Source organism: Sphingomonas prati (assembly GCF_014643515.1).
GTDB lineage: Bacteria > Pseudomonadota > Alphaproteobacteria > Sphingomonadales > Sphingomonadaceae > Sphingomonas_R > Sphingomonas_R prati.
The window spans coordinates 1,335,966-1,355,147 of the sequence record NZ_BMJP01000001.1 but is presented as its reverse complement, the minus strand read 5'-3'; the positions used below and the strand labels follow the sequence as shown (position 1 = coordinate 1,355,147).

14 protein-coding genes and 1 tRNA gene are annotated in these 19,182 nt (G+C 67.2%); 8 read left to right on the top strand and 7 right to left on the bottom strand.

Features of this window, described 5'->3' with window-relative positions; translation table 11 throughout:
* Window positions 1-2 precede the first annotated feature (2 nt).
* Window positions 3-78 (bottom strand) — tRNA-Ala (locus IEX50_RS06265).
* Window positions 79-301: 223 nt separating this feature from the next.
* Between IEX50_RS06265 and IEX50_RS06260 the strand changes: the two genes are divergently transcribed.
* A complete protein-coding gene (locus tag IEX50_RS06260; protein WP_157175150.1) occupies window positions 302-1,291 on the top strand; it encodes an NADP-dependent oxidoreductase in 990 nt (329 codons plus the stop codon).
* An 82-nt stretch (window positions 1,292-1,373) separates the two neighbouring features.
* Here IEX50_RS06260 and ypfJ read toward each other — a convergent pair whose 3' ends face one another.
* Window positions 1,374-2,282 (bottom strand): KPN_02809 family neutral zinc metallopeptidase, encoded by a 909-nt coding sequence (gene ypfJ / locus IEX50_RS06255; RefSeq protein ID WP_157175151.1) that lies wholly within the window; start codon window positions 2,280-2,282, stop codon window positions 1,374-1,376.
* A 180-nt stretch (window positions 2,283-2,462) separates the two neighbouring features.
* Here ypfJ and IEX50_RS06250 point away from each other — a divergent pair, with 180 nt between their 5' ends.
* Genes IEX50_RS06250 through IEX50_RS06230 form a run of 5 tightly spaced genes read left to right on the top strand, consistent with a single transcriptional unit; the run spans window position 2,463 to window position 9,135 of the window.
* Window positions 2,463-5,090 (top strand): M1 family metallopeptidase, encoded by a 2,628-nt coding sequence (locus IEX50_RS06250; RefSeq protein WP_157175152.1) that lies wholly within the window; start codon window positions 2,463-2,465, stop codon window positions 5,088-5,090.
* Window positions 5,091-5,092: 2 nt separating this feature from the next.
* Window positions 5,093-6,247: a patatin-like phospholipase family protein gene (locus IEX50_RS06245; protein ID WP_157175843.1), complete on the top strand. Its 1,155-nt coding sequence runs from the start codon at window positions 5,093-5,095 to the stop codon at window positions 6,245-6,247.
* Window positions 6,248-6,273: 26 nt separating this feature from the next.
* Complete coding sequence (locus IEX50_RS06240; RefSeq protein WP_157175153.1) at window positions 6,274-7,059, top strand: 3-hydroxybutyrate dehydrogenase; 786 nt, start codon at window positions 6,274-6,276, stop codon at window positions 7,057-7,059.
* Window positions 7,060-7,113: 54 nt separating this feature from the next.
* Window positions 7,114-7,794: a DUF4893 domain-containing protein gene (locus tag IEX50_RS06235; protein WP_157175154.1), complete on the top strand. Its 681-nt coding sequence runs from the start codon at window positions 7,114-7,116 to the stop codon at window positions 7,792-7,794.
* A gap of 21 nt (window positions 7,795-7,815) precedes the next feature.
* Window positions 7,816-9,135 (top strand): amidohydrolase, encoded by a 1,320-nt coding sequence (locus IEX50_RS06230; RefSeq protein ID WP_157175155.1) that lies wholly within the window; start codon window positions 7,816-7,818, stop codon window positions 9,133-9,135.
* Between the two features lie 585 nt (window positions 9,136-9,720).
* Here the strand turns inward: IEX50_RS06230 and IEX50_RS06225 are convergent.
* A complete protein-coding gene (locus IEX50_RS06225) occupies window positions 9,721-10,284 on the bottom strand; it encodes an outer membrane beta-barrel protein (RefSeq protein ID WP_157175156.1) in 564 nt (187 codons plus the stop codon).
* Window positions 10,285-10,805: 521 nt separating this feature from the next.
* Window positions 10,806-11,768: an aldo/keto reductase gene (locus IEX50_RS06220; RefSeq protein WP_157175157.1), complete on the bottom strand. Its 963-nt coding sequence runs from the start codon at window positions 11,766-11,768 to the stop codon at window positions 10,806-10,808.
* 185 nt (window positions 11,769-11,953) lie between these two features.
* On the opposite strand from IEX50_RS06220, the gene IEX50_RS06215 reads away from it, so the two are divergent.
* Entirely contained in the window at window positions 11,954-13,342 is a 1,389-nt protein-coding gene (locus IEX50_RS06215; RefSeq protein ID WP_157175158.1) for a TIGR03013 family XrtA/PEP-CTERM system glycosyltransferase, read from the top strand.
* Between the two features lie 59 nt (window positions 13,343-13,401).
* On the top strand, window positions 13,402-15,792 hold the full coding sequence (locus IEX50_RS06210; RefSeq protein ID WP_188699423.1) for a DUF3772 domain-containing protein: 2,391 nt from the start codon (window positions 13,402-13,404) through the stop codon (window positions 15,790-15,792).
* A gap of 157 nt (window positions 15,793-15,949) precedes the next feature.
* On the opposite strand, the gene IEX50_RS06205 is transcribed toward IEX50_RS06210, so the two are convergent.
* From IEX50_RS06205 to ctrA, 3 genes are all read right to left on the bottom strand, one after another.
* Entirely contained in the window at window positions 15,950-17,020 is a 1,071-nt protein-coding gene (locus tag IEX50_RS06205; RefSeq protein ID WP_157175160.1) for an SAM-dependent methyltransferase, read from the bottom strand.
* A gap of 25 nt (window positions 17,021-17,045) precedes the next feature.
* Window positions 17,046-18,269: an FkbM family methyltransferase gene (locus IEX50_RS06200; protein WP_157175161.1), complete on the bottom strand. Its 1,224-nt coding sequence runs from the start codon at window positions 18,267-18,269 to the stop codon at window positions 17,046-17,048.
* A 156-nt stretch (window positions 18,270-18,425) separates the two neighbouring features.
* Window positions 18,426-19,127 (bottom strand): response regulator transcription factor CtrA, encoded by a 702-nt coding sequence (ctrA, locus tag IEX50_RS06195; protein ID WP_157175162.1) that lies wholly within the window; start codon window positions 19,125-19,127, stop codon window positions 18,426-18,428.
* Window positions 19,128-19,182: the final 55 nt, after the last annotated feature.

The window sequence follows — 19,182 nt, the reverse complement described above, 5'->3', positions numbered from 1 at the left end:
GCTGGTGGAGCTGAGCGGAATCGAACCGCTGGCCTCTGCAGTGCGATTGCAGCGCTCTCCCATCTGAGCTACAGCCCCAGACCCGACAGGCCGCCTCTAGCGAAGCCGTCGGGCGCTGGCAACGGGCCGGATCATATTTTTGAGGACGATCGCGAGACGTCACCGAGATGCGGTGGTGGTGGGCATGTTGCGGTGAGCCCGTGCCGGCGCGGGACCGGGCGCACGCCGCATGATCCAGATTGCTTTACGTTCGCGGAAGGGGGGCGTAGGCCCGCGGCATCACATCTGAGGAGATACCGATATGGCCCGCGCCTGGACCCTGACGTCGCGCCCGAACGGCATGCCTGCCGCCGACAATTTCGCGCTGACCGACGTCGCGTTGCCGCCGATCGAGGACGGCATGATCCGTGTTCGCAACAGCTGGCTGTCGGTCGACCCGTACATGCGCGGGCGGATGAACGACACGAAAAGCTATGTCCCGCCGTTCGCGATCGGCGAGCCGTTGCAGGGCGGCGCCGTGGGCGAGGTGGTGGAAAGCCGCGCGGACGGCTTCGCGGTGGGCGACCATGTCGTCCACATGGCGGGCTGGCGCGACGAGGCGGTGCTGCCGGTGGCGGGCGTGCAGAAGATCCCGGCGAGCGACATTCCGGTGCAGCGTTATCTGGGGCATCTCGGCATGCCGGGGATGACCGCGTGGTTCGGTCTGCTGGCGGTGGCCGAGGCCAAGGCGGGCGAGACGGTGTTCGTGTCGGCTGCGGCCGGGGCGGTCGGCTCCGCAGTGGTACAGATCGCCAAGGCGAAGGGCATGACGGTCGTCGGATCGGCGGGGGGTGCGGCGAAGGTCGCGCTGGTCGAGTCGCTCGGGGCGGACGCGGCGATCGACTACAAGTCGGACGGGTCGTTGGTGAAGAAGCTGATGGCCGCCGCACCGCAGGGGATCGACGTGTATTTCGACAATGTCGGTGGCGGGCACCTGGATGCGGCGCTGGCGACGGCGCGCGACGGGGCGCGGTTCGCGATGTGCGGGATGATCGAGGGCTACAATGCGACCGACCCGGTGGAGCTGCGCTACCTGATGCGGATCGTGGCGGCGCGGATCCGGCTGCGCGGGTTCATCGTGACCGATTTCCAGGCCCAGGCCGACGAATTCCAGCGCGAAATGGGCGCGCTGGTGAAGGCGGGGAAGATCCGCAGCGAAGAGACTGTGCACGACGGGCTGAAGTCGACGCCGGAGGCGTTCATGGCGCTGTTCAGCGGTGGGAACAGCGGGAAGATGCTCGTTCGGCTGTAATCTGGCGCTTAATGAGCGGGGTCCTGGCTCAAGTCCGGATGACGGGGGAGGGTGACGGTGTGTCATCCTCCCCCGCTTCGTTTTACGCTTCGGCGAAAGTGTCGCACTGGGCGGGGTCGCCGGTTTCGAGACCGCGTTGCAACCACTTCTGGCGCTGTGCCGAACTGCCGTGGGTGAAGCTGTCGGGGCGGGCGCGGTTACCCTGGAGTTTGTCGTCGCCGATCGCGGCGGCGGCCGTGAGCCCTTCCTGCACGTCGCCGGGCGACATCAGGTTCGGGTTACGCGCAGCCCAGACGCCGGCATAGCAGTCGGCCTGCAGCTCCACCTTGACCTGCACGGCGTTGCCGCCGGTCTCGGACGTGGCCTGCTGAGCCTTCTGTGCCTGTGCCAGCGTGCCTTCGAGATCCTGGATGTGATGGCCAACCTCGTGCGCGATGACATAGGCCTGTGCGAAATCACCGGGCGCACCGAACTTCTGCTGGAGTTCCGTGTAGAAGGTGGTGTCGAGGTAGATCTTCTTGTCGGTCGGGCAATAGAACGGGCCCATCGCGGATTGCGCCTGACCGCAGCCGGAGTTGCCGGAGCCGTCGTAGAAGCTCAGGCCGGCGGGCGTGTATTGCTGGTTGCGTTCGGCGAACAGCTTGGTCCAGGTATCTTCGGTGCTGGCGAGAACCTGGCACGAGAATTTCTGCGCGGCGTCGGCGGAGCAGGCCTCGGCGGCGTTCGTGGTCGCACCCTCGCGCGGGCCGCTGGACGTCGTGGTGCCGCCGCCGGTCAGCATCGACAATGGGTTCATGCCGAACAGCATGGCGCCGAGCGCCAGCACGACGATGCCGCCGATGCCGAACCGGCTGGCCACGATGCCGAACAGCAGGCCGAAGATGCCCCCGCCCCCACCGCCGCCGCCGCCGCCGCCGCCGAAGCCGCCGCCACCCCCGCCGGACCCCTGGTCCTCGACATTGTCGCTGGTCCGATAATCGTCGAGCCGCATGATGAAACCCCTTTCGCTGCCGTCACAATGTCCGGGCCGCCTATGCGGTTGCATGCCCGTCGCATGCAACGCCGACGCGGTCGCAGCACCGCTTGTCGCGGCGGGTAACCCGGATTAGGCAAGACTATCCACGGTAATCGTCCCACGATTGCCGTCCTGCCATATGGGAATGACCATCCGATGAAATCCTACGCCCGGCTGTCCGCCCTGCTTCTCGCCTCCGTCACGCTGGTCGGGGCCGCGCCCGCGCCGCTGCCGGCGGTGGGTGTGCAGCAGCCGGGGCGGTTGCCGCCGGGGGTGACGCCGCTGCACTACGAAATCTCGGTCGAACCCGATGCGCAGAAGCTGAACTTCACCGGCAGCGAGACGGTGACGATCGCGGTGACGCGGCCGACGACGCGGATCGTGCTGAACGCCGCGGAGCTGGCGGTAGGCTATGCCAAGCTGGACGACAGCACGACGCCGTCGAAGCTGACGCTGGACGCCGCGGCGCAGACGCTGACGCTCGATTTCGCGAAGCCCGTCGCGGCCGGCACGCACCGGCTGGCGATGAGTTTCTCCGGCAAGATCAACGAGAGCGCGGCGGGGATGTTCGCGGTCGATTACCAGGATGGCAACACGCCCAAGCGGATGGTCGTGACGCAGTTCGAGCCGGCCGACGCGCGGCGCTTCGCACCGATGTGGGACGAGCCGGGCGCGAAGGCGACGTTCAGCCTGACCGCGGTGACGCCGAAGGGTCAGTCGAGCTTTTCCAACATGCCGATCGCGAGCCAGGCCAAGCGCGCCGACGGCAAGACGGTGGTGACGTTCGCCAAGAGCCCGAAGATGTCGAGCTACCTGCTGTTCCTGGGGCAGGGGGAGATCGAGCGGAAGGCGCGGATGGTGGGCAACACTGAAATCGGCGTGATCACGCGCAAGGGCGCGCTGGCGCAGGCGGACTATGCGCTCGATGCCGCGGCGCGCATCCTGCCTTATTATAACGACTATTTCGGCGTGCCGTATCCGCTGCCGAAGATGGACATGATCGCGGCGCCGGGGTCGAGCCAGTTCTTCTCTGCAATGGAGAATTGGGGGGCGATCCTGTATTTCGACCGGGCGGTGCTGCTCGACCCGAAGCTGTCGACCGAGACGCAGCGCCAGGACATCTTCAACGTCGTGGCGCATGAGATGGCGCACCAGTGGTTCGGCGACCTCGTCACGATGGGCTGGTGGGACGACCTGTGGCTGAACGAGGGTTTCGCATCGTGGATGGCGGCGAAGGTGACGGGCGACCTGAACCCCGACTGGAACGTGCCGGCGCAGGACGTGGCGGGCGCGCGGCAGGCGGCGTTCGGCGTCGACGCGCGCGCATCGACGCACCCGATCGTGCAGAAGATCGGGACGGTGGACGAGGTTTCGCAGGCGTTCGACACGATCACGTACCAGAAGGGTCAGGCGGTGATCCGCATGCTGGAGGGTGCCGTGGGGCCGGACCCGTTCCGCAACGGCGTGCGCGCGTACATGGCCAAGCACCAGTACGGCAACACGGTGACGGACGATCTGTGGCAGTCGATTTCGGCGTCGGCCGGGCGGCCCGTAAAGCCGTTCATGGACAGTTTCACGTTGCAGGGCGGCGTGCCGCTGATCACGGGTACGGAGCCGGTGTGCAGCGGCGGGAAGACGCGGATCGGCCTGTCGCAGGGGCGGTTCGGGCTGGATGCCGCATCGAAGACGGCGCAGCGCTGGATCGTGCCGGTCGAGATGACGACGGGCGGCGCGTCGACCACGACGACGGTGAGCGGGCCTGCGCGGCAGAGCGCGACGGCGGCGGGTTGCGGTCCGCTGGTCATCAATCCGCGCCAGCAGGGCTATTACCGCACGCTGACCGCGCCGAAGCATTTCGAGACGTTGTCGCGCGGGTTCGGGCAGCTGGCGCTGACCGATCAGCTGGGGCTGATGGGTGACAGCGTCGCGCTGGCCAATGGCGGTTATGCGCCGCTGAGCCGGTATCTGACGCTGCTCGACCGCATTCCGCAGAACGCGTCGCCCATCGTGTGGGACCTGGCGGCGACGCAGCTCGGTTCGCTCGATGGGTTGCTCGACGGCGATCCCGTGCAGGCGGCGTTCCGGACGCGGGCGCGCGGGTTGCTCGCGCCGCAGTTCCGGCGGGTCGGGTTCGTGGCTCGCACGGGTGAGACGCCGTCCGACAGCATCCTGCGCGAGACGCTGATCCAGGTGCTGGGCGGCATGGGCGATCCGGAGGTCGTGGCGGGCGCACGCAAGCTGGTCGCCGGCGGGCTGGACGATATTCCGGGTGCGGTGCGCGAGCCGGTGACGACGGTGTACCTGTCCAACGCGACGCCGGCGCAGTGGGAGGCGATGCGCAAGCTGGCCGCGTCGTCCAAGGACGCGGGCGTGCGGCGGAGCCTCTATTCGCGGCTCGGCAATGTGGCCGATCCGGCGCTGGCGCAGCGCGCGCTGGACCTGGCGCTGACCAACGAGGCGACTGTGCCGGACCGCGCGAACCTGATCCGCGGGGCGGCCTATGCCCATCCGGGGATGACGTTCGACTGGGCGGCGGCGCACAAGGACCAGGTGAACGCACTGGTCGAGGCGAGTTCGCGGCCGCGTTACATCGTTGGTCTCGCGGGGCAGGCGTCCGACCCGGCGGTCGCGACGCGGGTTGAGGCCTATGCGCAGGCCAATCTGCCGCCGGCATCGCGGCAGGGGGCGGTGACGTCCGTGTCGCAGATCCGGTACCGCGCCGGGTTGAAGGCGGCGCAGCGTGCGCCGCTGGCGGCGTGGTCGCAGTCCGCGCCGGCGCGCTGAGCATGGCGGATCGCGATCCGGGCTTGCGACCCCGCGCGGCACGGCGGAAGGACGCCGCGCTGCCGTTGCCGGACGAGGTCGCGCTCGTCCTGCAGGGTGGTGGTGCGCTCGGGTCGTATCAGGCGGGCGTGTACGAGGCGCTCGACGAGGCGGGGATCTCGGTCGACCATGTCGCGGGGATCTCGATTGGTGCGGTGAACGCGGCGATCATCGCGGGCAATCCGCCGGAGAAGCGCGTCGAGCGGCTGCGGCAGTTCTGGACGATGCTGTCGGGGATGCTGCCGAGCTTCCCGATCTGGCAGACGACCGATGCGCGCGAATGGCTGCACGAATGGTCGGCGGGCATGGTCGCGACGTTCGGCGTGCCGGGCTTCTTTCGTCCGCGGATGGTGCCGCCGATGCTGGCGATGCCGGGCACGCCCGACGCACTGAGCTTCTATGACACCGCACCGCTGGCCGAGACGCTGAACAACCTCATCGACTGGGACCTGCTGAACGACGGGCCGGTGCGGGTTTCGGTGGGCGCGGTCGATGTCGACAGCGGCAATTTCCGCTATTTCGACAGCGCCACCGAGCGGCTCGATGCGCGCCATATCATGGCATCGGGCGCGCTGCCGCCGGGCCTGCCGCCGGTCGAGATCGACGGACGTTGTTACTGGGACGGCGGGCTGGTGTCGAACACGCCGCTGAGCCATGTGCTGGATACGCAGTCGGCCGACATGCTGGTGTTCCAGGTCGACCTGTTCCCCGCGTCGAACGAGCATCCGCGCACGATCATGGACGTGGCGGCGCGCGCGAAGGAGATCCAGTTCAGCAGCCGGACGCGGCAGGTGTCGGACATGATGATCCGCCTGCGCCGCGAGCGCGAGCTGATCCGCGCGGTGCTGGTGAAGCTGCCCGCGGAGCTGGTGGACGATCCGGATGTTGCCGCGCTGCGCGATGCGGCGCGGGACTATGCGGCCAATGTCGTCCAGCTGATCTACCGCGCGAATGCGTGGGAGGGCGGGTCGCGCGACTATGAGTTTTCCGCGCGGACGATGGACGAGCATTGGGCGGCGGGCCATGTCGCAGTGGCGGAGGTGATGACGCACGCCGGGCTGGTGGCGAAGAACATCCTCGACGGGAAGACCGCGGCGTTCGATCTGGGCAAGAAATAAGCGCAACCATATTGGGAGTCGGCAGCATGTTCCTTCAAGGCAAGACCGCGCTCGTCACCGGGTCCACGTCGGGCATCGGCCTGGCTTACGCCAAGGCGCTGGCCGCGGAGGGCGCCGCGGTGATGATCAACGGGTTCGGCGAGGCCGCGGCGATCGAGACGGAGCGCGCGGGGCTGGAGGCACTGTCGGGCGCGAAGGCGGCGTACAGCGCGGCGGACATGACCAAGCCCGATCAGATCGCGGCGATGGTGGCGGAGTGCGCCGCGACGCTGGGCGGGCCGGACATCGTGATCAACAATGCGGGCATCCAGTATGTCGCGCCGATCGACGAATTCCCGTTGGAGAAGTGGGACGCGATCCTGGCGATCAACCTGTCGTCGGCGTTCCACGTGATGCGCGCGGCGGTGCCAGGGATGAAGGCTAAGGGCTGGGGGCGAATCATCAACACCGCGTCGGCGCACTCGCTGGTCGCGAGCCCCAACAAGGGGGCTTATGTCGCTGCCAAGCACGGGCTGAACGGGCTGACCAAGACGGTGGCGCTGGAGGTGGCGGAGCACGGCATCACCGCGAACTGCATCAGCCCCGGCTATGTCTGGACCCCGCTGGTCGAGAACCAGATCCCGGACACGATGAAGGCGCGCGGCATGACGCGCGAGCAGGTGATGGAGGATGTCCTGCTGGCCGCGCAGCCGACGAAGGAGTTCGTCACGGCGGAGCAGGTCGCGGCGCTGGCGCTGTTCCTGTGCGGGGATGCGGCCAAGGCGATCACGGGCGCGAACCTGTCGATGGACGGTGGCTGGACCGCGGCCTGACGCGATCGGTTGCGCGGGCGTCGCTTACGGCTATGTTCGGGTCAGGGAGTTTCCATGCGTCCGACCGCCTTCGTCCTGCCGATCCTGTCCGTGTTGGTGGCCGGTTGTGCCACGGTGACCGCGCCCGTGGGCGGTGCGTTGCCGGCCGTCGGCGTCGCGGACGACATGGCGCGGATCGCGCCGGTCGCCCCGGCGGTACCGGGCGGGTGGCGTGCGGTGATCAGCAGCGAGGACCGCGCGCGGCTGCATAACTGGCGCGAGAGCTGGGTCGCGGCGCTGGACCGCGCCAACCGGTCGAGCGCGCAGGCCAAGATCGCGGCGGAGGGTGCGTTGCTGCACCCCGACCGCGCGGTGCCGGGGGTGGTGCCGCCGGTCGGGGCCTATCGTTGCCGCACGACGAAACTGGGCGCGCGTGGGCCGGGGCTGCTCGACTATGTCGCCTATCCGGCGTTCGACTGCCGGATCGCGGCGGGGCCGGGGGGCACGTTGCGGCTGACCAAGCTTAACGGATCGCAGCGGCCGGTCGGGGTGCTCTATCCGCAGAACGATCTTCGCATGGTGTTCCTGGGTACGATGATGCTGGGGGATGAGCGGCGTGCGCTGGAATATGGGCGCGACCCGGAACGCGATCTGGTGGGTGGGCTGGAACGGATCGGGCCGAACCGGTGGCGGCTGTTGCTGCCCGCGCCACGCTGGGAATCGCTGTTCGACGTAATGGAGCTGGTGCCGGCCTGATCCGTGCTGGGGGGAATGATGATGACGGGACCGGTTCGGGCGTGTGTGGCCGCGTTGCTGGCGGCGATCGCGGTGCCGGCGGCGGCGGACCCGCTGGCGAGCGCGGTGCAGGACGACATGCCGCAGCTGCTGACGATCTACCGCGACCTGCATGCGCATCCGGAACTGAGTTTCGAAGAGGTGCGGAGTGCCGCGATCCTGGCCGCGGAGGCGAAGCGACTGGGCTTCACCGTGACGACCGGGGTCGGCAAGACGGGCGTCGTGGCGGTGATGAAGAACGGGCCGGGGCCGGTGGTGCTGCTGCGTGCCGACATGGACGCGCTGCCGCTGGTCGAGCGGACCGGACTGGCGTTTGCGAGCAAGGCGACGTCGCGGACGCGCGAGGGGGCGACGACCGGCGTCATGCACGCGTGTGGCCACGACACGCACATGACCGCGTGGATCGGGACGGCGCGACGGATGGCGGCGATGAAGGATCGCTGGTCGGGCACGCTGGTGATGGTCGCGCAACCGGCGGAGGAGATCGGGTCCGGCGCGAAAGCGATGCTGGACGACGGGCTGTACACGCGGTTCCCGAAGCCGGCGTTCGCGGTGGCGTTCCACGACAGTGCGGCGTTGCCGGCCGGCACGATCGGTTATGCCGACGGGTACACGATGGCGAACGTCGATTCGGTCGATCTGCTGGTGAAGGGGGTGGGCGGGCACGGCGCCTATCCGCAGCTGGCGAAGGACCCGATCGTGCTGGCGGCGCGGATCGTGACCGCGCTGCAGACGCTGGTCGCGCGCGAAATCGATGCGCAGGATGCGGGCGTGGTGACGGTGGGCAGCTTCCTGGCGGGGACGAAGCACAACATCATCCCGGACGAGGCGCGACTGCAGCTGACGGTACGGAGCTATACGCCCGCGGTGCGCAAGACGCTGCTCGACGGGATCGCGCGGATTGCGAAGGGCGAGGCGATCGCGGCGGGGATGCCGGACGACCGGATGCCGGTGATGGTGGTGAAGGACGAATTCACGCCCGCGACGCTGAACACGCAGCCGATGACGGGGCGGCTGACGCAGGCGTTCGCCGCGCGCTTCGGCAAGGACCGCGTGACGCAGCAGCGCGCGCAGATGGGCGGCGAGGATTTCAGCCGGTTCAGCCTGGACCAGGACGGGGTGCAGAGCCTGCTGTTCTGGGTGGGCGGCGTGCCGCAGGCGAAGTGGGATGCGGCGGGGGGCGACACGACGAAGCTGGCGTCGATCCACAGCCCGTTCTGGGCGCCGGATGCCGCGGTAACGATCTCGACCGCGACCGAGGCGATGGTGACGGCTGCGTTGGAGTTGATGCCGAAGGGGTGAGGCCGGGGTGCGCGTGCCGGCGTCCTGTTTGTGTTGAGTAGAGTCTGAGCAGCGCTGTTGCGCGTATCGAGGGTTCGTATCGAAGCGGGGTTCGAGGGGGGGGGGACCTGCCTTTCCGAGCTGCCTACTGATCCGTTGGGTTCGAGCCTGTCGAGAACGCTGCGCAGGGTTCTCGACAGGCTCGAACCCAACGGGTTTTGGGGTGGGGCGAGTCAGAAGCTTTTATGATTCAGGTGGGTCCGTCTTTCGATACGGGCCTTCGACTTCGCTTAGCCCCAACTTAGGATTGGCGGTTTGGGGTTGGGTTAAGTTTGAGATGCCGGAGTCAGTTTCTCCGCTACGGTTCATTCCAGCCGCCGGATCAGGTCTGGGACGTTCCTCGCCATATTAGGCGCGACCTGGCACTAGGCTCATCGGGTTCGTCAGGCCTAAGCCCCTCTCCCCAACCCACTCCCCGGCGGGGAGAGGCAGCGCTGTTGTGATCGTGACGCGGCTGCACTTCGCACAAACGAGAACGGGCGCCGTTTCCGGAGAAACCGCGCCCGTGTCTATCAGGTACGCGACCCTTGCGGGCCGCGTGCTTGATTACAGGTGGAAAACCACACCGGCCATCGGACGGATGCTGTGGAAGTCGTAGGTCGTGGCTTCGAGGCGGAGACGCGCACCCGAGTTGCCGGTCAGGCCGCCGAGACCGATGTCCTTCGGACCGACTTCGACGCCCATGCCGTAGGCCCAGTTGTCGTCCTTGCCCTTGTCCTTGGTGTCGACCCACTGGTAGCCGAACTTGCCGTAGATCAGACCGGATTCACCGGCGCGGGCGCCGACGCGGCCCATCACGCCATATTCCCAATCGAGGCCCTCGAAACCCTTGGCAACGTTGCCTTCGACGCCGACGAAGCCGGGGCCGACCGCGACGTTCGCGCCAGCGAAGCCTTCGACCAGGCCGCCATCGGGGCAACCCGACGCGCCGTTGCAGTTGGACGTCAGCGGACCGCGGTTGTCGCTGTCGAAGTCATGGTAGCCGCCCTGGATACCGAAGTAAGGCTCGATCGCGAACGCCGCGGTCCCGTCGGGAGCAGTGTCCTGCGCGAAGGCAGCGGCCGGGATCATCGTGGCGCCAACGAGCGCGGCGAGGAGGAGTTTCTTCATCGGATAACCTTCCGTACTAAGCCAAATACATAGCCACCGGCAGAACTGTTCGTTCGGTGGCAGCCTCGTCGAAACAGACCAGTCACGCTGCGGTTGCGACCCCGAACGGAACAATTTCTGAGTGTTGCAACAAGAGCACATTCTTTCCGTGGACGCGTCGAATCGGCTCGTCCGGAAGAGGGCCAGCTAGCATCCAATTTGTAACAAAGCGACCCACCGACATGCGACATGTTGGTCAGGTGTGGCAATCAGGCAACGTCTGACTGCGCGTGGCCGCCGTTTTGCCACCGTCATTTGGCCCTACCGGCGGGGCTAGAGAACCGTCGAAGCCGATTTCTCAGCGGCATCCGACCCGTGACACTACGGCATCCGAGGCGGTTTTCTTGCGGTCGGCGAGTACGCGACATGCGCGCGGAAAGTTGCAGTCCGTTTAGTCGCGGACGCGCGGTGCGGCGTCGCTGGCCGCGGCGAGGAAGCGTGTCGGTTCGTCCATCGGCGTGCTTTCAGAGCCACACCGTCGGTCAGCCTCCGGCGGCGTCCAGCGCGGCGATGTCGTCCGCGGTCAGTGTGATGTGCATTGCGGCAACAAGGTCGGTGACCTGCGCGGCGCTGGTCGCGCTGGCGATCGGGGCAGTGATGCACGGCTTGGCCATCAGCCAGGCGAGCGCGATGCGCGCCGGGTTCGCGGCATGACGGGCGGCGACGAGATCGAGCGCGCCGAGGACCGCGAGGCCCCGCGCGTTGAGGTACTGGCCCGCCCCGGCACCCCGCACGCCGGTCAGGTCGACCGTTCGCCGATACTTGCCGGTGAGGAACCCGGCGGCGAGGCCGTAATAGGGCATCACGCCGAGGCCGCGTTCGCGCACGACGGGCAGCAGCGTGGTTTCGAAGTCCGTCCGTTCGAGCAGGTTGTAGTGCGGCTGGACGACGCTGAACGCGGTAAGCCCGTTCGCGGCGGCGACGTTGGCGGCCTCGTCCAGCCGAGGGCCGGTGAAGTTGGAGGCGCCGATCGCGCGGACCTTGCCGGCGCGGACGAGCCGGTCGAACGCGTCGAGCGGCTCGGCCAGCGGCACGGCCGGATCGTCACGGTGCGCGAAATACAGGTCGATCCGGTCGGTGCCCAACCGGCGGAGCGAGGCGTCGACCGCGGCCGCGATCCGCGCGGGCGCAAGGCCGTCGCCACCGTCGCCTGCGAGCATCCCAACCTTGGTCGCGATCAACACATCGTCGCGCCGGCCGGAGTGGCGCAACCATTCGCCGATCAACGTTTCCGATTCGCCGCCGACATGGCCGGGCACCCAGGCGGAATAGACATCGGCCGTATCGATCATCGTGCCGCCGCCAGCGACGAACGCGTCGAGAACCGCGAAGCCGGCCGCGCGGTCCGCCGTCCAGCCGAAGACGTTGCCACCGAGCACGAGCGGCGCGATCGCCAGGCCGCTGTTTCCCAAGACTCTTTTTGCGGGGGGTGTGGTCGTTGTCATGCGCGAGGCTCCGTTCGGGGGAAGGAACGAGGCGGGCGGCGCCGCCGTTCCGGGCCGCGGGCCGCAGCCCGCACGCCGGCACCGGTTCGTCGCGATCGGGTGGCGAAACCGTTTCTAAGGGAATTGTTCGCAAAGTTCGGGCAGGAGGGCGGGGGCAACGGGCAGGGGCGCGGCGGACAAGACATGTGATCAGACTTTTCAAACATTACGTACCCTATGCGGTGCTGTTCCTCGCGCTCATCGAGTTCGGGCTGCTCGTCGCGTGTGCCGAGGCGGGCTGGGTCCTGCGGATCTGGCAGCTGGGGTCGAAGGTCCTGCCGATCCACACGCGGATCGCGCAGCTCTTCAGCTTTGCGGTAGCGGTTCAGCTGGCGATGATGGCGGTAGGTGCATACGGCCCGCAAGCGTTGCAATCGATGCGGTTCGCCGCGGCGCGGTTGCTCGTGGCGATGACGCTAGGGCTGGCGTTTCTGGCGCTGCTGTTCTTTCTGATGCCGGGGCTCACGCTATGGCGGTCGAACTCGGTCTATGCGGTGGGCGTCGCGTTCGTGGTGCTGATGCTGTTCCGCGCAATCTTCGCCGGCATGATCGGCGGACATGCGTTTAAGCGGCGGATCATGGTACTGGGTGCCGGGCGGCGCGCGGAACGGATCCGCGACCTGGCGAAAATCCCGGGATCGAGTTTCCTGGTGGTCGGCTATATCGGCATGACGCAGGACCCGCCGCGCATCTCGTCGGCGATCCACCGCGATGCGATCGAAAGCCTGGCCGAGCATGTGGTCAATCTGAACGCGAGCGAGGTCGTGCTGGCGTTGGACGAGCGGCGCAATGCGTTGCCGCTGGCCGATCTGCTGCGCATCAAGACGACCGGCGTGCACGTGAACGAATTGTCGAGCTTCTTCGAGCGTGAGACCGGTCGCGTCGACCTGGACAGCGTGAACCCGTCTTGGCTGATCTTTTCGGACGGGTTTTCCTCCGGGCAGCGGCTGTTCAAGGTCGCCAAGCGGATCTTCGATCTGGTCGTCAGCCTGATTCTGCTGGTGGTGACCGCGCCGATCGTGCTGCTGTTCGCCGCGATCGTTAAGATGGAGAGCAAGGGGCCGGCCTTCTACCGCCAGCACCGCGTCGGGCTGTACGGTGTCGAGTTTCCGATCGTAAAGTTGCGATCGATGCGGCAGGACGCCGAGGTTGCCGGCATGGCGGTATGGGCGGAAAAGGACGATCCGCGCATCACGCGCGTGGGACGGATCCTGCGAAAACTCAGGATCGACGAATTGCCACAGGTGTGGACCGTCCTGATGGGCGACATGAGCTTCGTCGGGCCGCGGCCGGAGCGACAGCAGTTCGTGACGGACCTCGAATCCAAGCTGCCATTCTATGCCGAGCGGCACATGATGAAGCCGGGCATCACCGGCTGGGCGCAGATCAACTATCCGTACGGCGCAAGCCTGGAGGATGCACGGCACAAGCTGGAATATGACCTGTATTACGCGAAGAACTATACGCCGTTCCTCGACCTGCTGATCCTGTTGCAGACGGTGCGCGTGCTGTTGTGGAACGACGGCGCACGGTGAGGGAGGGCTGGAGCGGGGGCGGGTTCAAACCCGGCACCGGAACCGCTAGAGGCATGGCGATGCGCCTGTTGTTCGTCCTGCTGATGATGCTGTCCTTCGCCGGGCCGCTGGCCGCGCAGGTGACGGTGCGGACCGACGCCGCAGAGGCGAGCCTGGTCGCGGCGACCACGGAACTGAAAGAGATCGACGCCGCGTTCGATGCGTCGGCCAGCGCGGAAGTGCAGGCGACGCTGCGCGACCGAGCGAGCGCGGTGAAGGCGCGGGCGGACGAAGCGGTGACGCAGCTGACCCCCGAACTGGCGCTGGTCGACGCCCGGATCGCCGAACTGGGGCCGAAGCCGTCGACTGCGGAGGCCGCCGACATCGCAGCGCAACGCCGATCGCTGGCCGCGTCGCATGCCGCGATCGACGGGGCGATCAAGCGCGGGCGGCTGCTGTCGGTCGAGGCCGCGCAGCTTACCGACGAGATCGCGGGCGCACGGGCCGAGCAGTTCGGCGAACGTGTGTCGGCGCGAGTGGCGTCGCCGCTCAGCCCCGCGCTCTGGGCAAGTATCTGGCGCGACCTGCCGCGCGACATGCGCCGCGTGATGCGGTTTGTGGACGAGACGGGCGCGACGTTCGGCCGTGCGATGCGCGGGCGGAATGCCTGGATGATGCTCGTCGGGTTGGTGCTGGCGGTGGCGATCGCGTTTCCGGTGCGGCTGTGGCTGCGCAGGGCTGGGCGCCGCTATGCGATCACGAGTGCGCCGGGAAGCCGCGCGCGGCGGACGGGGCTGGCGCTGTGGTTCCTGCTGGTCGGCACGCTGGCCAATGCGCTGGCGGCGGCGGCCCTGGTGCTCGGGCTGCGCTGGGCCGGCGCGCTGGGGCCGCGGACGGACCAGTTGGCGACCGCGTTGCAAGTGGGCGGCAGCGTGGCGGGGTTCATCATCGCGCTCTGCGGATGTCTGCTGTTGCGGCGGCAACCGTCGTGGCGGCTGTTGCCGATCGGCGACGATGCGGCGCAGGCGTTGCGCCCGTGGGGCTGGGGTGCCGGGCTCATCATCGTACTCGACACGATCCTGAACGGAGGCAGCCGGATTATTGGGCTGTCGACCTCCGCGCGCGTGGCGGGGGAGGGGGTGACGGCGTTGGCCTACGCCGCGGTGATCGGCGGTGTACTGGTGACGATCGCGCGGTTGCGCGCGGCGCGTGATGCGGAGCGCGTGGCGAACAGCAAGGGTGACGTGGCCGAGCCGCCGCGGCGGGCGGCGCTGACGCTGGTCCTGCTGGCGGCGTGGAGCGTCGTGGCGGTGGCGCTGGTCGCGATCCTGGCGGGTTATGTACCGTTCGCGCTGTTCCTCATGCGGCAGACGTTGTGGATTTCGGTGGTGTCGGGGGCGGTCACGCTGCTGCTCGCCGGGATCGATGATATCGTCACGACTTTGTTGTCGTCGGGCAGCCGGCTGGGCCGTGCGGCGCAGGCGGGGGTCGGCGTGCGCGGGCAGACGATCGACCAGATCGGCGTGCTGCTGTCTGCGTTGCTGCGGCTGGCGCTGATCGTGCTGGCGATCGCAGCGGTAGCGGTCGGGTTCCAGTCCGATCTGCTGTCGATGGTCGATCAGGTGCGCGATGCTGCGGCAGGCATCACCGTGGGGCAGGTGACGATCGCGCCGGGGGCGATCCTGCGGTCGCTGGTCGTGCTGTTGCTGGCCCTGACGGCGATGCGCGCGCTGGGGCGTTGGCTGGAGACGAAATATCTGCCGGCGACCGCGCTGGATGCGGGCGCGCGGAACTCGGTGGCGACGGTGGTGCGGTATGCCGGGATTTTGCTCGCGGTGCTGTGGTCGCTGGCGTCGCTCGGTATCGGGATGGAGCGGATCGCGCTGGTGCTGTCCGCGCTGTCGGTGGGGATCGGGTTCGGTCTGCAGGCGATCACGCAGAATTTCGTGTCGGGCCTCATCCTGCTGGCGGAACGGCCGGTGAAGATCGGCGATCTCGTCCGGATCGGCGACCAGGAGGGCGACGTGCGCAAAATCAGCGTGCGGGCGACCGAGATCCAGATCGCGGACCGGTCGACGCTGATCGTACCCAATTCGGAACTGATCACCAAGACGATCCGCAACATGACGCTGGCCGACCCGATCGGCCGGATGCAGATCGATTTCGCGGTGCCGGTCGGGACCGATGCGAAGGCGGTGCGCGATATCCTGTCGGCGATCTACGAGGACAATCCGGCGGTGCTCGACGAGCCAGCGCCATTGATCTTCATCGATTCGCTGGCGGGCGGGCAGGTGACGTTCAAGAGCTTCGCCTATGTCAGCGGGCCACGGGCGGCCTATCCGGCGCGCAGTGCGGTGCTGTTCGAGATGATCGACCGGTTCGCGCAGGCCGCGATCCACCTGGAGACGCCGGCGCAGGAGGTGCGATTGACGCGCGCGCCGGCGGGGAAGGACGAGCCGGCGGGGGGTTGAGGTTTCTTCCTTCGTTCGGGTGCAGGTTTCCGGGGTGCTGTTGGCTTCTCGGCTGCGCTCGAAGGGCTTCTTGGCTCGGGCTTGTCGCGACGGTGGCGTGGAGTTCTCGACAAGCTTGAACCAAACGGGTTGAGTGGGGCGTCTGTGGTGCCCGCCCTCAGCTCGCCTTGGTGATCATGATGCCGAAGCAGGTGGAGACGAAGCCGTCCACGCCGATCTTCAGGTGGTAGGGCTGGCCGAGGTTGGCGCTGAGCGTCTCGAGCACGCCGTCCTGCCAGGGCGGGAGGTCGATGAAGCGGTCGAGCGGCTTGTCACCCGGGTCGAAGTCGAACGGCGCGACAACGTGGCCCTGTTCGGCGAGGCGGGCGGCCAGTTCCTCGAAATGGCGGCGTTGGAACAGGACGGTCGGCCAGTTGTCGATCGTGCCGCCGTTCGGGTTGATGTTAAACTCGGTCGTGTGGACCGCGATTCCGCCGGGACGCAGCGTCTTGAGCGAGTTCGCGACGAAATCGACGCCCTGCTGGATCGAACCCAGATGTTCGAACGCGCACATCGACCAGCAGAAATCGTAGCCGACCAGATCGTCGGGGATCGCGTTCATGTCCGCGGTGCGATAGTCGACGAGCCGGTCGAACGTCGCGCGATCGACGAGATTGGCATGGAAGGCGGCGTCGACCTGCGCGGCGTGCTGGTTGGTGCCCGACCAGTCCAGTGCGCGGCTGTCGTCAGCCGCCAGATCGGTGACGGTCGATGCCACGCCGTACGATGCGAAGTAGCTGGCCATCGGTTCGTTGCCGCAGCCGAAGCCGACCCCCCGCGCACCCGGGCGCAGGTTGCCGGTTTCGTAGAGGGCCTGCAGGATATAGCTCAGTTCCCACAGCTTGCGGTGAAAGACCACAGGAACCTTCAGCTCGGAACACCAGTGCGCGACCCAGTCGCTTTCCAGATCGGCCTGCGTCGACATCTTGCTGGACAGGCCGACGTGGCGCGCGACGGTATCGGTCCGGACCGGCAAGGCCGCGCCGAGTGCCTTGGCGAGATCGTAGCCCAGCGTCTTGATGTTCAGCGCCATCAGATCGATGTTCCGCACCAGGACGCTCAGTGCGTTGATGTTCGGCTGCGACTTGTCGTTGAGCAGCGCCGTCAGCAGCGCCATTCGGTCATGGTCGCTTAACACCGGTTCGGCCGGTGCCGGTTTCGGTTTCCGCCAAAGCGCGCTGATCTTCATTCCGCATTCCAATTGTTCATCGCTGTCAGGCCCGCATGGCCGCGACAGCATAGAAGAAACCGTTGCCCGTCTTCGGACTACGGTCGAATGTCACGAAACCGCGCCGGAGCAGGGGATCGATCAGCGTCGCCTGGCTCTTGCCGTCGAACACACGGTGCCATTCGACCATGAACGCGGTGACTTGCTCGAGCAAGCCCGCCCTCTCGAGCGACTCGAAGATCGTGAACTCGGACCCTTCGCAGTCGACCTTGACGATGATCTGGCGACCCTTGGCGGCCGCAGCGGCGATGATCGGGCCGAGCATGCCGGCGGCGTCACGGATCCGTAGTTCCGCCGGGACGCCTTCGCCCAGCGTGCGGATCGACATGGAGCCCGAATCCCGTTCGTCGGGGACGAGGAATGTGCCGTCTACATCATGGTCCGACAGGGCGACCTGGTAGGTCGTGATCTTCCCCGCCAGATGCGGGTTGATAGCGATGTTGGCGCAGGCGCGGGCGTGGGTTTCGGCAAATGGTTCGAAGGCATGGACCTCCTTCACCGCGTCGCGCTGCGCCATCAGCAGGGTGACGAGGCCGGAATTCATGCCAATGTCGATCACGCAGGCATCACCGGGCGTGCCGATATTATAGGCCTGTTCGAAGAAGATCTCGTTAACGAAGTTGAGGTCGTCCGAAACGCGCGCGAGAAACGACACGCCGTCCGCGTCCAGCACCACGTCACCGTCCTGCACTCGGACGCCGAATCCGCTGGTGTGAAGCCGCCGCAGGACGTCGCGGTGTTCGGCGAGGAACGACGGGGCGTCGGCCAGGTCGACGTCCGGGAAGCGGGCGTGCGCGAGCAGCGGCTCGACGTCGGTGCTCTCGTCGGTCAGCCTCACCAGCGGACGTGCGTCGGCGATAACGAGCGGCACGACGCCGTTCACGCCGACCCGGAACTGCAACCGGCCGGGTTCGTCCAGCCGGAACGTGAGCACGAAGCGGGTCGTGCCACCGGTCAGGTCCGAAAGGTGGATGCCGCGGCGCGCAAGCTGGATCGTCTCGTTGCCGAGGACGGCATCGACCTCGGCGACATACTGGTCCGGGTCGAACGCCTGTCCGGCGATCGGTGCGATCTGGAATTCGACGGCGTAGTGACCCGCCGGATGGTCGTGATAATCACCGAACACTGCATGGCCGGCCACGCCGGGATGGGTCAGGATACAGGCGGCGCCGTCGACGTCGACAGCCGACCCGATCGTCCAGTTAAGCAAAACAGACTCCGCGCTTGGAAAATTGAGGACGCGCGATGCCATGACTGGCCCGCGGTGACAATAACCAGCGGGGAGTGCGAAAAGTCGCATCGCCGGGCGCTGCGGACTGCGACACGAACCGATCGGTTCGTCGCCATCGCGCGCCCGGCGACCGGATCAGGCGACCTTGGCGACCGGCGCTTCTTCCGGGTCGCGGAGCACGTAGCCGCGGCCCCAGACGGTTTCGATGTAGTTTTCACCGCCGCAGGCCAGGCTGAGCTTCTTGCGCAGCTTGCAGATGAAGACGTCGATGATCTTCAGTTCCGGCTCGTCCATGCCGCCATAGAGGTGGTTGAGGAACATTTCCTTGGTCAGCGTCGTGCTCTTGCGCAGCGAGAGCAGCTCCAGCATCGCATATTCCTTGCCGGTCAGATGGACGCGGCTGCCGTCGACCTCGACCGTCTTGGCGTCGAGGTTGACCGCCAGCTTGCCGGTGCGGATGACCGACTGGCTGTGGCCCTTGGACCGGCGGACGACCGCATGGATGCGGGCGATCAGCTCCTCGCGGTGGAACGGCTTGGTGATATAGTCGTCGGCGCCGAAGCCGAGCGCGCGGACCTTCGAGTCCATCTCGCCGATGCCGGACAGGATGACGACGGGCGTTTGGACCTTGGCGACGCGCAGCTTCTTCAGCACGTCGTAGCCGTGCATGTCCGGCAGGTTCAGGTCGAGACAGATGATGTCGTAGTCGTAGAGCTTGCCGAGATCGACACCCTCTTCGCCCAGGTCTGTGACGTAGACGTTGAAGCCCTCGCCGTGCAGCATCAGTTCGATCGCCTTGGCGGTCGTCGGCTCGTCTTCGATCAACAGCACGCGCATGGTTCAGCCCCTGTCAGCGCGCGGGTGTCTTCCGGACTGCCGCGCATTGTCTCGT

Coding starts and splice junctions, on each gene's coding strand:
- IEX50_RS06260 (WP_157175150.1), top strand. CDS start 302: ATGGCCCGCGCCTGGACCCTGACGTCGCGCCCGAACGGCATGCCTGCC.
- IEX50_RS06245 (WP_157175843.1), top strand. CDS start 5,093: ATGGCGGATCGCGATCCGGGCTTGCGACCCCGCGCGGCACGGCGGAAG.
- IEX50_RS06210 (WP_188699423.1), top strand. CDS start 13,402: ATGCGCCTGTTGTTCGTCCTGCTGATGATGCTGTCCTTCGCCGGGCCG.
- ctrA (WP_157175162.1), bottom strand. CDS start 19,127: ATGCGCGTGCTGTTGATCGAAGACGAGCCGACGACCGCCAAGGCGATC.
- IEX50_RS06240 (WP_157175153.1), top strand. CDS start 6,274: ATGTTCCTTCAAGGCAAGACCGCGCTCGTCACCGGGTCCACGTCGGGC.
- IEX50_RS06250 (WP_157175152.1), top strand. CDS start 2,463: ATGAAATCCTACGCCCGGCTGTCCGCCCTGCTTCTCGCCTCCGTCACG.
- IEX50_RS06220 (WP_157175157.1), bottom strand. CDS start 11,768: ATGACAACGACCACACCCCCCGCAAAAAGAGTCTTGGGAAACAGCGGC.
- IEX50_RS06230 (WP_157175155.1), top strand. CDS start 7,816: ATGACGGGACCGGTTCGGGCGTGTGTGGCCGCGTTGCTGGCGGCGATC.
- IEX50_RS06205 (WP_157175160.1), bottom strand. CDS start 17,020: ATGAAGATCAGCGCGCTTTGGCGGAAACCGAAACCGGCACCGGCCGAA.
- IEX50_RS06235 (WP_157175154.1), top strand. CDS start 7,114: ATGCGTCCGACCGCCTTCGTCCTGCCGATCCTGTCCGTGTTGGTGGCC.
- ypfJ (WP_157175151.1), bottom strand. CDS start 2,282: ATGCGGCTCGACGATTATCGGACCAGCGACAATGTCGAGGACCAGGGG.
- IEX50_RS06225 (WP_157175156.1), bottom strand. CDS start 10,284: ATGAAGAAACTCCTCCTCGCCGCGCTCGTTGGCGCCACGATGATCCCG.